This window comes from Cohaesibacter marisflavi, assembly GCF_900115225.1.
Taxonomy (GTDB): domain Bacteria; phylum Pseudomonadota; class Alphaproteobacteria; order Rhizobiales; family Cohaesibacteraceae; genus Cohaesibacter; species Cohaesibacter marisflavi.
The window spans coordinates 62,820-76,080 of sequence record NZ_FOVR01000003.1 but is presented as its reverse complement, the minus strand read 5'-3'; the positions used below and the strand labels follow the sequence as shown (position 1 = coordinate 76,080).

Genomic DNA, 13,261 nt, shown 5'->3' with positions numbered 1-13,261 from the left:
GGTCCTAGAAAATCCAGTACCAGACAAGGGGCAGCAAAATGGCTGTTGCCAGTGCGTTGAGCCCCATAGCGAGGCCGGAAAAGGCGCCCGCCTCTTCATTCACCTGCAGCTTGCGCGCTGTGCCCAAACCATGTGCCGCCGTGCCAATGGCAAGGCCACGGGCCGCCCAGCTTTTGACCCGCACGATATTGAGCACGGTTGGGCCGAGAGACGCACCCAGAATGCCGGTGATAATGACCAGAACGGCGGTGAGAGAAGGGACACCGCCAAGCGCTTCGGTGATGCCCATGGAAACAGGCGTCGTAACCGACTTTGGCGCCAGCGACAGGAAGGATTGTTCAGAGCCTCCCAGCGCCCAGGCGATCAACACCGAAGATACTGCCGAGACGGCAGAGCCGGTGAGCAGACTGATGGAAATGGCCAGCGCCGATTTGCGCACCTTTTCAAACTGCCGATAAAGCGGAATGGCCAGCGCCACCGTTGCCGGACCTAACAGGAAATGCAGGAATGAGGCACCCTCGAAATAGCGCTCATAAGGGGTACCCGTTACCAGCAACAATATGACCAGCAGGATGATGGCAATCAGCACCGGATTGACAAGCGGCTTTTTGCCGGACTTCTGATAAAGATACAGGCCGATCTGATAGGCGATCAGGGTGAGCGTGAGATAGAGCAGGGGGCTTTCGCTCAAATGCTCCCAGAGCGTGGTAAGGGATTGCATTTTCTCTACTCCTTATGCCCGCCGATGGACTTGTTGCGGGTGAGCCAGCTCATCAACAGGCCCGTGACCGCGATGCATAGAAAGGTGCTGATGACCAGTGAAACGGTGATGGGCACGATCTCGCGCTGGATCAGCTCCGCGTTGACCATGATGCCGACGCCAGCGGGAATGAACAGAAGGGACATGTGAGAGAGCAGAGTATCGCCAACGCTTGAAAGACCATCGGGCACAGAGCCCTTGATCAGCAGGCCGAAAAACATGATCGCCATTCCGATAACGGGGCCCGGAACGGGAAAATCAAAAAGCGTGACCAGCGCTTCCCCAATCAGCTGGCAGAGTAATATGACTGTTAAATAGAAGAGCAATTGCGTTCCTCTCTTCCTTCTTGCTGGACCGCTTGGGCCTTCAAATAGTATCGGATTGCCCTCTGACAGGCGCACGAATGCCCTCGGCAAAAGCGACCGGAGAGAGACCGGTGCCCGGTGCGGGCCGTGCCGCCGGATGCGTCAGGAGATGGCAAAATGACGCATACCATGTTTCGCGTATCGAAGGGAGCGCAAAAACGTGGGTGCCGTGCCCAATTCGTGCAAGGCAGTGTTGCACAGAGCTGGACCAAACCTTCTGAAAGCGCCGACTTTATAGTTAATAAAAACTTTAAGTCGCAAAAGAAGCGTCTCAGCAAAGTGACTTAAGTGATTCAAAAGACTCGCAATAAATCGCTTTAAAAGTGCTTTTGCTCATGTTGAAAGAGAACATGAAGTTCTTAAAGCCGGGCAGCAAAAAGGGGAGCACTCGGCTCCCCTTTCAACGTCTCTAAATGATCCGGATGAGGGATCAGTGCTTGCCCAGATAGGTGACCAGAAGGTCCTTGGCAGACTGGATATCAGTCTTGTCGATCATTTCGCAAACGGTGTGGATGTAGCGGGTACCGACGCCGATGGCAGCTGCCTTGGTGCCGGAACCTGCCTGTTGACCGGCAGCCCCATCCTGTCCACCGCGGGCGAGGATGAAGCGTTGAACCGGAATGTCTTTTTCTGCGGCCACAGCTTCAAGCTCTTCCACCAGATCGATATCGGCGATGAAGGAACCGTCCTTGATGTCGAGACCAACGCCTTTGCCTTGTGTGGTGATGGTGTCTTTTTCCGGAGTGCCCGGCGTGTCGCAGGACAGGGTAGTGTCGACCCCGATAACCACGTCTGGAGCAACCCCGAAGCTTGCCGTGCGGGCGCCTCTGAGGCCGACTTCTTCCTGCGCGGTGAAGGCTACGGTGATTTCGCAATCATGGGCTACCTTGGCTTCGACCATCTCGCGGATCACTTCGATGCCGAGCCAGCAGGCGATGCGGTTGTCCAGAGCCTTGGAGACCACTTTCTCGCCCATGTCGAGCAGGGGCTCGTCCATGACGATATAGTCGCCGACTTTGACTTTTTCCTTGGTGGTTTCACCCATGCCCAGATCGACGATGAAGTCGGTCACTTCAGGCAGCTTCTTGCGTTCTTCCGGAGTGGAGATATGCAGGCCCTTGCCGCCCGGATTCATCACGCCCTTATAGTCGCCATCGTTGGTGCAGACGAGCACGCGGCGCGCAAACAGGGTGCGTGGATCGAAGCCGCCAACCGGATCGATATTGATGAAGCCTTTATCGGAAACATGGCTAACGAGAAAGCCGATCTCGTCCATGTGGCAGAGCAGCAGGATGCGCTCGGGAACAGCCCCTTCTTCCTGCTCGGTCGTCGGGAAGCGGGTGCAGACGAGCGACCCCATGGCGTCAGTATAGATTTCATCAAAGAGGCCTTCGGCTTCTTTTTCAATCAGGGCGCGGATGCGATGTTCGCGGCCCGGAACACCGGGGGTTTCGCAAAGGCGACGGAGAAGATCAATGTTCATTATGTTCTCTCTATGGAAATTTCGAATGAGACACTCTATATCAGAGGTAACGTGAAATGACAGCATCAGGCAATGATTCGTAGTCGCTTGTTTAAGGGCTTTCCCCTAGGTGCTGTCAAGCGAATCCAATTGAACACTGTCGGCGCGTGCCTGACGGGCGCATCGACGGGGGTGAAGGACAAGACTGATGAGAGATCCATATAGCGTGCTTGGGGTGTCCAAGTCGGCGGATGAGCGCGAGATAAAGAGCGCGTTCCGTAAGCTTGCGAAGAAGTATCACCCCGATCAGAACAAGAGCGATCCCAAAGCGCAAGAAAAATTCTCCGAGGTCAATCAGGCCTACGAGATTATTGGTGACAAGGAAAAGCGCGGAAAATATGACCGTGGCGAGATAGACGCTGAAGGCAAGGAAAAATTCCATGGCTTCGCCGGTGGGGGCAACCCGTTCGGCGGTGGTGGCGGCAATCCCTTTGGTGCTGGCGGACGCGGTGGCAACCCGTTCGGTGGCGGCAGCGCAACGGAAGATATTTTCAGCGAAATCTTCGGCAACATGGCTGGCGGCGGCGGACGGCGCGCAGGCGGCAATCCGTTTGGCGCAGGGGCGGATCCCTTCGGCGGCGGCGGCCATCATGGCGGCCAGCATCGCGCCCAGCCTCAAAAAGGACAGGACGCCGAAGCCAAGCTGAGCGTAAGCCTTGAAGACCTTGTTTCCGGCGACAAACGGCGTGTGCATCTGCCAACCGGCAAGACGCTGGACATGGCCGTGCCCAAGGGCGTGAAAGATGGCCAGACCATCCGCATGAAAGGGCAGGGCTTTGAAAGCCGCACTGGTCCGGCAGGCGATGCGCTGGTCACGATCCAGATTCTGCCGCACAAGCTGTTCACGGTCGAGGAAACCAATATCCGCCTTGAATTGCCGCTGACTCTCTATGAAGCGGTGCTTGGCGCGAAGGTGCGCATTCCGACCCTTGAAGGCAAGGCAGAGGTCAAGATCCCTGCGGGCATGAGCTCGGGCAAAAGCCTGCGTCTCAAAGGCAAAGGGCTGCCCGACAGGGACGGCAACCGGGGTGACCTGCTGGTCACCGCCAAAATCATCCTGCCCGAAGGCTCCGATCCGGGCCTCAGAGCCTTGATGGAAGACTGGCAGGATACGCGGCCCTATCGTCCGCGCGGGCCAGAATTCGGCTAAGGCGATAAAGATCAGGAAGCGGCCCTACGGGCCGCTTTTTTAGTGGCTTTCAGTTTTTGTCTCACCCACCTTCTTCAAGGCGACAAGGGTGAGGATCGGGCCGACAATTTCAAAGATCACCGTCGTGCCGATGGTGATAGCCAGTAGTTGGTCACCAATTGCGGGGAAATGATCTGAGGCTACCAGCGCCATGCCCAGCGCCACGCCCGCCTGCGGCATAAGGGAAAGGCCAAGCCAGAGTTTGTGTCTGGGTGCTGTGCCTGCCCATTGGCAGCCGAGCCAGCCGCCGACGAGGCGCCCTACGATGCGTAAAATGATATAGCCGAGCCCCACCATGCCGATATTCACGATTCCGGCGATTTGCAGCGAGGCACCAGCCAGCACAAAGAAAAACACCATGAAGGGCCATTCGATATGTTCTATCTCATGGAAGGCTCGGTTGTGATGCTTCGCAAAATTGACGATGGTGAAGCCCGCAATCATGCCTGAAAGCAGGAAGGAGACGTCAAGCCAGATAGCAAGGCCTGCACACAGAAAGACAAGCCCCAGAGCTTCCAGCTGCATGGGTTCGCCGGGTCTTATACGCCCTGAAAGGTAAGAGCCCGGCAGGCCGATCAGCAAGCCGATGCCAATGGCACCGCCCAGTTCCCGCCCCGCATTCCAGAGAATGTCATCAAAGCCACCGCCGGTCACCGCTTTGGCGATCACCAGCAACAGGCTGAAAATGATCAGCCCCCACGCATCATCAATGGCGACAATGCCAAGCAGGATGCGGGTGAAAGGCCCTTTGGCTCCGGTCTGCTTGATGACATCCTGCGAGGCTGCCGGATCTGTCGCCGTTCCAATGCCCGCCAGCAGGAGAGCGAGGAGGAAGGACGCGCCCAACGCCATGAGGCCGCCGCATATGGCCAGCGCTGTGAGCACCACAACAACGGCAGAAACGATGAGAATGGTTTTGCCCCGCTTGCGCAGTCCGGCGAGGGAAAGATGCCCTCCCAGCAAAAAGGCCACCATGGTGAGTGCTGTTGCGGCCAGAAACTCATACCATTCGGCAAACTGATCGGGCAAAAGATCCAGTCCCGATGGACCAATGATCACGCCGAACAGAATGAGCAGGGTGACCCGCGGCAGACGAGTGCGCCGCCCCAACTCGTCGGTCATCAGTCCGACAAGCAGAATGCCGCCAAGAGAAAGAAACAGCAGATGCAGGTCCATACGCGTGCCTCAGGCGTTCTGCGCGCCTTGAAACCGAGTGCGCACAAGAAAAAAGAGGGAAGGCTGGAGGAAATTCCTCGCCTCCCTTCATCATACACCCATTTGAGAAGGGCCGCGCACCGACCTTCGGATCATCCGCGTTCGGGTCAGTTGACCGGCGTTACCAAGGGTTTGCCGGCAAAATAGGCGGCAAGGTTGTCGAGCACCAGTTGCGACATGGCTCCGCGTGTTTCCACGGTGCCGCTGGCATTGTGGGGATGCAGCACAACATTGGGAATGGCGGCAAAGGCCGTGTCCGGAGTTGGCTCGTTGAGGAACACATCCAGCCCGGCACTGCCAAGACGGCCGTCTTTCAGGCAGGCGATGAGTGCGGCTTCATCCACCACGCTACCACGGGCAATATTGATGAAGCTGCCTTCCGGTCCCAAAGCTTCCAGAACGGCCTCACTGATCATGCCTTCGGTTGCTGCGCCCCCGGGCATGGCGGCGATCAGCACATCGGCCCACTCGGCCATGGCAACCACATCTGCCATATAGCGATAAGCAACACCGGCCTGTTCATTTCGGCCATGATAGGCAATCTCAACGCCCATCGGCTCAAGGCGGGCGGCAATGGCCTTGCCGATGCGACCAAGGCCGACAATACCGACCTTTTTGGCCTTGATGGCGCGTGTGAGCGGAAAGGCCCCATCGCGGCCCCATGCGCCTGTGCGCACATAGGCGTCGCCTCTGACCAGATCTCGTCTGACAGCGAGAAACAGACCCAGCGCCATATCTGCGACATCATCGGTCAGCACGTCTGGCGTGTTGGTTGCCTTGACGCCCTGTTCGGTGCAGGCCTCCACGTCTATGGCATCATATCCGACGCCGGAAGAAGACACGACTTTGAGATTGGGCAGGAAGGCCAGCTGCGCGCGGGTGATGCCGCGTCCACCATTGGTCACCACAGCAACAATCTTTTCGCCCACTTCGGCCAGAAACGCATTCTTGTCTTCGGCCAGATCATATCGATGAAGAGTGTAGGTCGCTTCGAGCTGTTTCTGTTGGTCTGGGCGAAGGGGAACAATTACAAGAACGTCCGGTTTCATGGGCGCGAGATCCTTGATCGGTTGGGCCGACACATCTTTATCATTTTCGCGAAAAAGGCGAGCTGCCATCAATAAGGCGAGGAGAGGGAGATAAAGGGTGACAAAAGACAGATAAAATCGATTGGCTTTAGCCTTAAAGGCCATGTGTGGCGAGTTTAGCGAAAGAGGCTGTGGCCTGCAAACCTCCTTCCGCAAGTTTTCCTCCCTGTTGACCACTTTGAAGAACAGAGCCTTGAGACGGTGCGCGGCGCCCTGCCGCATGTGTGGCGACATTTTGTGCGCTTCGCACCCTTGGCTTGCGCAGCCTTTCGATGTAGCACCATAAGAGGTGTTTTTTGCCAAGCCCGCGTGGCCCTGAGCCGCAAGCGCAGCGGGTTTTGCAAAAAGGCAGACAGATTGCCCGATGGGCTGCAACAGAGGCAAGAGCAAGACAATGGATCATGAATTAAAGACCGTGGCAGGCAAACGCATTCTCTATGTCATGGCGGTGGACGCTGAATATGGGGATCACCTGAAGGCGAAAATCGTGCCTCTGATGATCGGCGTGGGGCCGGTGGAAGCAGCGATCAACGTATCGTCTTTCCTGTCCCGTCTGGTCGCCACAGACCAGAAGCCCGATCTTGTGGTGTCTCTTGGTTCGGCAGGGTCCGCATCGCTGGAGCAGACCGAGGTCTATCAGGCAACTGCCATCAGCTATCGCGATATGGACACGTCGCCCCTCGGCTTTGAAAAGGGCAAGACCCCGTTTGTCGATTTGCCGGTCAAGGTGCCGATGCCCTTCACCATTCCCGACGTCAAGGAAGCAACGCTTTCAACGGGCGGCAACATCGTCTCCGGCGCTGCCTATGATGGTATCGATGCGGATATGGTGGATATGGAGAGCTTCGCTGTGCTCCGCGCCTGTATGTATCATGATGTGCCCATGATCGGCCTGCGCGGCATTTCCGATGGCAAGAAAGAGCTGACCCACGTCAATGACTGGACCGAATATTTGCATGTTGTCGATGAGAAGCTCGCCCATGTGGTGGGCCAGTTGGAACGGGCAATCAACTATGGCCTGATCCGTCTGTAGTCTGCTTTGAGCATGACCAATGCAAAGGCGCGCAAAGGGAGGCCATTGCGCGCCTTTATCTATCAGATGAGATGATGTGCGCCGTATCAGTCCAGATTGAGGGCGGTCGCCGGTCGTTTGCCTGAAAGCGCCGTCAGCACATTCTCCACCGAGGCAACGGCAATACGCCGCATGGCTTCTTCGGTCGCCCCGCCCAGATGAGGCGCAAGGATGACACGATCTGACCGGCCAAGGGCGCCCAGAGGCGCGTCTTCTTCATAGACATCCAGACCGGCCGCAAAGAGGTGTCGCTTGTCAAGCGCATCAAGCAGGGCAGCTTCATCCACCAGACCGGCGCGGGCCGTGTTGACCAGAATGGCACCCGGCTTGACGAGCGCAAGGCTGTCCTTGTTGATCATATGCCTTGTTTCGGGGCGCAGGGGCGTGTGCAGCGAAATGAGGTCTGCCTCCGCCAACCCGGCTTCCAGTGAGCTGGCCCGCTCGAAGTCTCCCAGATCCTTGACACTTGGGGAATGCACCAGCACGCGCATGTCGAGTGCGCCACGCAGCATCTCGCCAAGGCGGGAACCCGTATGACCCCAGCCGACGACGAGAGCTGTCTTGCCCTGTAACTCAAGGGTCTGGTTGCGATCGCGGAAGCCGAAGCGTCCAGCGCGTTCTTCCCTGTCGGCGGCGGGAAGCAGACGGGCGGCAGAAAGGGCAAGGCCCAACGCCAGCTCCGAGACCGATTGCGCATTGGCGCCGGGGGTGTTGCACACCAGAACGCCGTGACGGGTGGCAGACTCTTTGTCGACCGCATCATGGCCGGCCCCATGCACGACGACAACCTTCAGTTTGTCGGCGGCGGCAAAGGCTTGTTCGGTAAAGCCGGCATTGCGGGTGATGCAGGATTCGCATCCCGGCGCCAGCGCGGCGACAGTATCCATGGACGGATCAGGGCAAATGACGGGCTCTATGCCATTCTGGCGCAGGAGCTCTAGGCCTTCCTCATGGACAGGCTGGACAATAAGACACTTCATGGTTGGTGCTTTTCTTGTTTTTGTGATGGATCAGCTTTGAATATACAGGAACATCCCGCCAATCAAGATCAGGCAGATGAGAAGGGCAAGGGCTTTGTCTCTGGTATCCCTGTCAAATCGGGCTGCGCGCTGGTTTATCGCATCTTGGCGCGAAGCCCTATGATAGGAAGCCTTGCCCTTACGATAGGCGTCCGAGAGCTCCGCGGTGTGGGGAGCGAGATCCAGATCTGGAGGCGTTTCGGGCATGGCTTCGGTCCTTTACGGCATCGGCTCTAGCTTAGCGGCAAGTCGCGATAGCGATTGAGCACGGCCCCATCATAGCCGTCAAACACATGATGACCTTCGGGCACATGCAGCAGATGTTGCATACCGGCACGCTTGGCCGCTTCGATGCCCACTTCGCTATCTTCTACCACGAGGCAGTTTTCCGGCGCATACCCCATGGTCTTGGCAGCATGAAGAAACAGGCCCGGCTCCGGCTTCCAACTTTTCACGACATAGGAGCTGAAAATCCGGTCCTCAAAATGCGGCAACAGGCCGGTAAGGCCGAGCGAGTGGCGCATCTTCTTGATCGGACCGGCCGAGGCAATGCATTTGGGTGTTTTAAGCGCTGGAACCACGTCGAGAACATCGGGAAACGCTTGCAAACCGGCTTCAAACAGCTCTGCCACATGGGCGCGATAGGTGGTCTCGTAGTCCTCAGCCAGCTTGTGACCAACCCGGCCTTCCATCGCTTCGACAATCTTGTGGAACTGGAAGCCGCGCAGATTCGCAACCATATAGTTCACATCCCAGTCAAGGTCCGGCACGGTATCGCAATAGCCTTGCAGGGACAGGATTTCACTGTCAACCAGAGTGCCATCCAGATCGAAAATCACGCATTGAATGCGGTTAAGGTCCAGCTGTTTCATGGGGTTTTGTCTTTCTTATGAGGCGGGGAATGCGGGGGGTAGCATGATTGTGATGAGCTTTATCATAGATATTTGTCATACCAAACATGCGATTTGGATCATGGTCCGGCGCTTGTGGATGCGGACGAACTCGTTTAGAGTTCCTTTAAAGTAAGAATAACAAAAATTATCCGCTAAGGAGCTGTTTCATGTCTTCGAACACTATTGCTAGCGCAGGAGTCTCCCGGCTCAGACTGTTTCGTGAAGTTTATCTGGCCCTCGTATGCTTCCTGTTTGCGCCGACAGCCTGTGGCTGCCCTTGTAACAAGTAAGACGTAAGGCGCTGCCCGGGCGCCTGCTGCTTATATAAGTTGTCTGACCGACACTGACAAGGAGCCGGCCAGGTCTCCCCTCTCGCCAACGCGAATCGAGTCCAATCCCATCCATTGCGCCATCAACGCAAGCTCTTGTGCCAGAGCTTCGGCCACTTTGCCTTGGTCGATGCGCGCTTCTCCATGGGCGGCAAACACTTCAAGGACCGACTCCTGTCGATTGGCCTTGAGGTCCAGCCGGGCTACAAGCCTGTCACCCATCAGGAAGGGCAGCACATAGTAGCCGAACTGCCTTTTCTCTTTTGGTACATAGATTTCAATGCGATAGCGGAAATCAAACAGGGCCTCGGCGCGATCTCTATACCAGATTAGGGAATCAAAAGGCGCCAGCAGGGCTCGACAGGTGGCGCGGGCAGGAAGCTGTGCGTCTTTATAGATATAGGTTGGTGCGTCCCAGCCTTGCACGGACACTGGCTCGATGATGCCTTCTTCCAGGAGAGTATCAAGCGCCTTGCGGGCTTCCGCAGTGGGCAAGCGGAAATAGTCTCGCAAGCATTTCTCCGTTCCGATGCCGTGTGATTTCGCCGCCAGTGCCATGAGCTGGCGATGGGCCGTAGCTTCGTCGAGCGCAGGGGCTTCAAGATAATCTGAGGGAATGACACGCTCTGGCAAATCATAATAGCGGGTGAAGCCCTGCCGTCCGGCAGCCACGATATGGCCGCACCAGAACAGGAATTCCAGCGCGATCTTGCTGTCATTCCAGCCCCACCATGCCCCGGAGCGTCCACCCCGTTTTTCCAGATCCGAGACACATAATGGTCCGCGATCCGCGATATCCTTGAGGATCGTTTCAAGCACTTGCGGGTTTTCTTTGGCATAGCGGGAAAGCTTGCCCCAGACGCCTTGATGCTGGCAGGCCCGTTCCATGCGCCATTTGAGCGCCGGATAGAGGCTGACCGGCATCACCGAAGCTTCATGACCCCAATATTCGAAATAGTCCTTCTTTCTTGCGCTTTTGGGGCCTGATACATCATGCAGAAGCCGATCAACGGCTGCCTTGTCATAAGCGCCAAAGCGCGCGAACAGCGTCAGATAGTGCGCCCGATCCAACACATTCACAGAGTCGATTTGCAATAAAGTGAGCTGATCGAACAGGGCATCCAGATGGCGCCGGTCGATGCGCTTGAGCCCCCGCCGTTGGGGCAGAAAGCCCTGAGCTTTGAGGGCTATACGTCTTGCCTGGGCTTTCGAAAGGCTTTGCTCTGTCATATGACCGCCGCGAACTGTTTGGATTAATTGAAGATTCGGATATTTGCCACTCTGGGGTAAGAAACGTAATGCGCAACGGGAAAGCTGCAGGTTGCACCCACAGGCAAAAAGCATTGCGTTCAGTCAAAAAGTTGAATAAATCGCATAATTCGTCCCGTACTCCAGCGGATGGTCTTGGTCCTGAAAGATTGCTGAGATACTCTCCCAAAGAATGGGTTCCACCTCCGTCTCAAACGACATCCGACGGATGCCCAGTGGATCATAGGAAGGAATTACCACAATGTCATTGCTGAAAAGCTGGTTGATCCCCGGTGCCCTGGCAGTCGCAGCTGTTGCCGGGCTGTCCCTGTATGGCGAAACCGAGAAGATCGAAGCAGACCTGACCGGACGTGCCCTTGCGGTTCTGGAACAAAGGGATATGGACTGGGCGAAAATCACATTCCACGGTCGTGACGCCACCTTGACCGGCATTGCTCCTGAAGTGGGGGCCGCTGAAGAAGCGAGCGCGTTGTTGCTGACCGAATGGGGCGTGCGTGTCGTCAAGGACAAGACCGATCTTCTGGCTGCGCAAAGCCCCTATACATGGGGCCTATCCCGGCAGGGGAGTGAGCTGACAATGATCGGCTATTTGCCTTATTACGAGTTGAAAAAGGCGCCATCCACTATCAAGGCCACCATCTCTGATGCCGAGCTTGAAATGAGCAGTGTGGAAGCGGCGCGCGGCGCACCAGAAGAAATTGCCGCTGCAGTAAAGCTCGCCACTGCGCTTCTGGCCGACCTGCCTGAAGGCAAGGTCATGCTGATCGATGACAAGCTGACCATTTCCGGTTCGCTTCTAAATGAGGTCGATGGAGAGGGCCGCTATAACCGGCTCCAACAGACCATCGATAATGCGGATCTTGGCTCAATCGCTGTCAATGTCCAGATATCGGAGCCCCTATCTGAAAGTCAACCGGACGCCGAAGAGCTGCCGGACAGCAGCGATGCTAAGCCCGGCTTGATCGAACCTGACACGCTTCAGCAATAGTCCATAAGGAGTTTGAAAATGGGATATCTTATTGCAAATCTCTATCCATTGCTCCTGTTGGGAGTTGTTCTGGGCGCGGCCATTGGCTGGTTTGCTTGTGAACCGCAAGATCAAGATAAAGCGAAAGACTGAGGGAGAGGGCCATGACCGTTCTTATCGGGCAGGAATTGCTGCTCATCATTCTCGCCGTGATCTTTGGTGCCTTGCTGGGCTGTGCCCTGAGGGCCTTTCTGGCCAGCCAACCGGGACAGGATCTGGCCAATCGGGCTGAAGCTCTCTATGACCCGGCCGCGGCGGCTGCGCGTAGAGCATCAGAAGAGTTTCCGCTTTCCGCAGCCGAAGAAGGCAATCGGGCGACTGATGCCGATGCCGCTTCCCTTTCTTCTGTCTCCCTTACTGGCGCTCCCGTGCCTGATGGGCGCGAAGAGCCGCTGCCTCAGGAGCAGAGCGTTATTCCGGTTGAAGTGGTTGCCACTGTCATTGACGAGGAAAAACCCAAGGGCGCCAAGCCGAAGAAAGGCGGGCCCGTCGACACGAGCGTCGACCCCACTTTAGTCGCCGAAGGCATGGCCGGCGAAGGCCTTGTGGATGCCCCTTCAGATACGGACCAGCCAGAGGGCGTCAAGCCCAAAGCGCTTGAATCCCCCAGAGATGGCAAAGCCGACGATCTTAAAAAGATCAAGGGGGTTGGCAAGGTCATCGAAGGCAAACTCAACAATCTGGGAATCTACCATTTTGACCAGATCGCCCGCTGGACCGACGCTGAAGCGACATGGGTATCGTCCATCCTCGACTTCAAGGGACGCATAGAACGCGAAAACTGGATCGCTCAGGCGCGCGAAATCATCGGGCCAGATGCAATACCTGTCGACATTGACGAAGCTGATGAAGATGCAGTGGCTGCAGCCGGTGCCGTGCCGGTAGAGGTTGTCGAAGCAGAGGCAGAGCCTGTGGATGTGGACGCTGAAGAGGAAAAGATCGAGCAGGTTCTGGCCACCTTGCCAGAAGGGGCGTCGGCAAAGGAAAAAGCCGAAGCCGTTGGGTCCAAACCCGCTCTGCTTTCTGGCCCGCGCGATGGAAAGCCCGACGATCTCAAGCAGATCAGGGGTATTGGCCGGGTGATCGAAACCAAGCTCAATGATCTGGGCATCTATCATTTTGACCAGATAGCAGACTGGTCTCGCGAAGAAGCCCACTATGTTTCGACCTTCCTCAGCTTCAAGGGGCGCATCGACAGGGAAAATTGGATTGCCCAAGCCAAGCTTCTGGCGTCCGGTCAGGCAACAGCCTTTTCCATTCGCGTGTCCAAAGGGCAGGTGGAAAGCTCTCGAGGCTGAGTCGAAAAGAAGACCCGGCCTTGTGCAATTGAGAAGAAAAGCGCGGCATCAGCCCGCGCTTTTTTATTACCTGGCCATGATGGGTAACGCCATAGATAGAGAAAAATACCTTGTAAAAAATACCTAATTACCTGAGAAAAAAGGATAAATGGCAGTTTTGGACAGGTGGTACACCAGCATTTAGTTTAGTCTTGTATGAAATTTTTACTTGCGCA

13 protein-coding genes are annotated in these 13,261 nt (G+C 56.5%); 4 read left to right on the top strand and 9 right to left on the bottom strand.

Features of this window, described 5'->3' with window-relative positions:
* Positions 1-4: 4 nt before the first annotated feature.
* The 3 genes from BM258_RS07075 to BM258_RS07065 form a co-directional block, all read right to left on the bottom strand.
* Complete coding sequence (locus BM258_RS07075) at positions 5-721, bottom strand: LrgB family protein (RefSeq protein WP_090070595.1); 717 nt, start codon at positions 719-721, stop codon at positions 5-7.
* A 5-nt stretch (positions 722-726) separates the two neighbouring features.
* The gene (locus BM258_RS07070; RefSeq protein ID WP_090070593.1) at positions 727-1,086 is read right to left on the bottom strand and encodes a CidA/LrgA family protein; all 360 of its coding nucleotides are present in this window, start codon (positions 1,084-1,086) and stop codon (positions 727-729) included.
* Between the two features lie 469 nt (positions 1,087-1,555).
* Positions 1,556-2,608, bottom strand: a complete 1,053-nt coding sequence (locus BM258_RS07065) for a M42 family metallopeptidase (protein WP_090070591.1) — start codon at positions 2,606-2,608, stop codon at positions 1,556-1,558.
* A 187-nt stretch (positions 2,609-2,795) separates the two neighbouring features.
* On the opposite strand from BM258_RS07065, the gene BM258_RS07060 reads away from it, so the two are divergent.
* Positions 2,796-3,797 carry a DnaJ C-terminal domain-containing protein gene (locus BM258_RS07060; protein WP_090070590.1) on the top strand — a complete coding sequence of 334 codons (1,002 nt, stop codon included), beginning with the start codon at positions 2,796-2,798 and terminating at the stop codon, positions 3,795-3,797.
* A 39-nt stretch (positions 3,798-3,836) separates the two neighbouring features.
* Here the strand turns inward: BM258_RS07060 and BM258_RS07055 are convergent, their stop codons facing one another.
* Positions 3,837-5,012: a cation:proton antiporter gene (locus BM258_RS07055; RefSeq protein ID WP_090070588.1), complete on the bottom strand. Its 1,176-nt coding sequence runs from the start codon at positions 5,010-5,012 to the stop codon at positions 3,837-3,839.
* Positions 5,013-5,158: 146 nt separating this feature from the next.
* Positions 5,159-6,100 carry a 2-hydroxyacid dehydrogenase gene (locus BM258_RS07050; RefSeq protein WP_090071262.1) on the bottom strand — a complete coding sequence of 314 codons (942 nt, stop codon included), beginning with the start codon at positions 6,098-6,100 and terminating at the stop codon, positions 5,159-5,161.
* A gap of 433 nt (positions 6,101-6,533) precedes the next feature.
* On the opposite strand from BM258_RS07050, the gene BM258_RS07045 reads away from it, so the two are divergent.
* The gene (locus BM258_RS07045) at positions 6,534-7,172 is read left to right on the top strand and encodes a 5'-methylthioadenosine/S-adenosylhomocysteine nucleosidase (protein ID WP_090071260.1); all 639 of its coding nucleotides are present in this window, start codon (positions 6,534-6,536) and stop codon (positions 7,170-7,172) included.
* Positions 7,173-7,258: 86 nt separating this feature from the next.
* On the opposite strand, the gene BM258_RS07040 is transcribed toward BM258_RS07045, so the two are convergent.
* From BM258_RS07040 to BM258_RS07025, 4 genes are all read right to left on the bottom strand, one after another.
* On the bottom strand, positions 7,259-8,191 hold the full coding sequence (locus BM258_RS07040; protein WP_090070586.1) for an NAD(P)-dependent oxidoreductase: 933 nt from the start codon (positions 8,189-8,191) through the stop codon (positions 7,259-7,261).
* 30 nt (positions 8,192-8,221) lie between these two features.
* Positions 8,222-8,437, bottom strand: coding sequence for a hypothetical protein (locus BM258_RS07035; RefSeq protein ID WP_090070584.1), 216 nt, complete (start codon positions 8,435-8,437; stop codon positions 8,222-8,224).
* Between the two features lie 26 nt (positions 8,438-8,463).
* On the bottom strand, positions 8,464-9,102 hold the full coding sequence (locus tag BM258_RS07030) for an HAD-IA family hydrolase (protein ID WP_090070581.1): 639 nt from the start codon (positions 9,100-9,102) through the stop codon (positions 8,464-8,466).
* Positions 9,103-9,443: 341 nt separating this feature from the next.
* Positions 9,444-10,682 carry a winged helix-turn-helix domain-containing protein gene (locus BM258_RS07025; protein WP_090070579.1) on the bottom strand — a complete coding sequence of 413 codons (1,239 nt, stop codon included), beginning with the start codon at positions 10,680-10,682 and terminating at the stop codon, positions 9,444-9,446.
* A 280-nt stretch (positions 10,683-10,962) separates the two neighbouring features.
* Here BM258_RS07025 and BM258_RS07020 point away from each other — a divergent pair, with 280 nt between their 5' ends.
* Positions 10,963-11,709, top strand: a complete 747-nt coding sequence (locus BM258_RS07020; RefSeq protein ID WP_090070577.1) for a hypothetical protein — start codon at positions 10,963-10,965, stop codon at positions 11,707-11,709.
* Between the two features lie 143 nt (positions 11,710-11,852).
* Entirely contained in the window at positions 11,853-13,046 is a 1,194-nt protein-coding gene (locus BM258_RS07015) for a hypothetical protein (protein ID WP_090070574.1), read from the top strand.
* Positions 13,047-13,261: the final 215 nt, after the last annotated feature.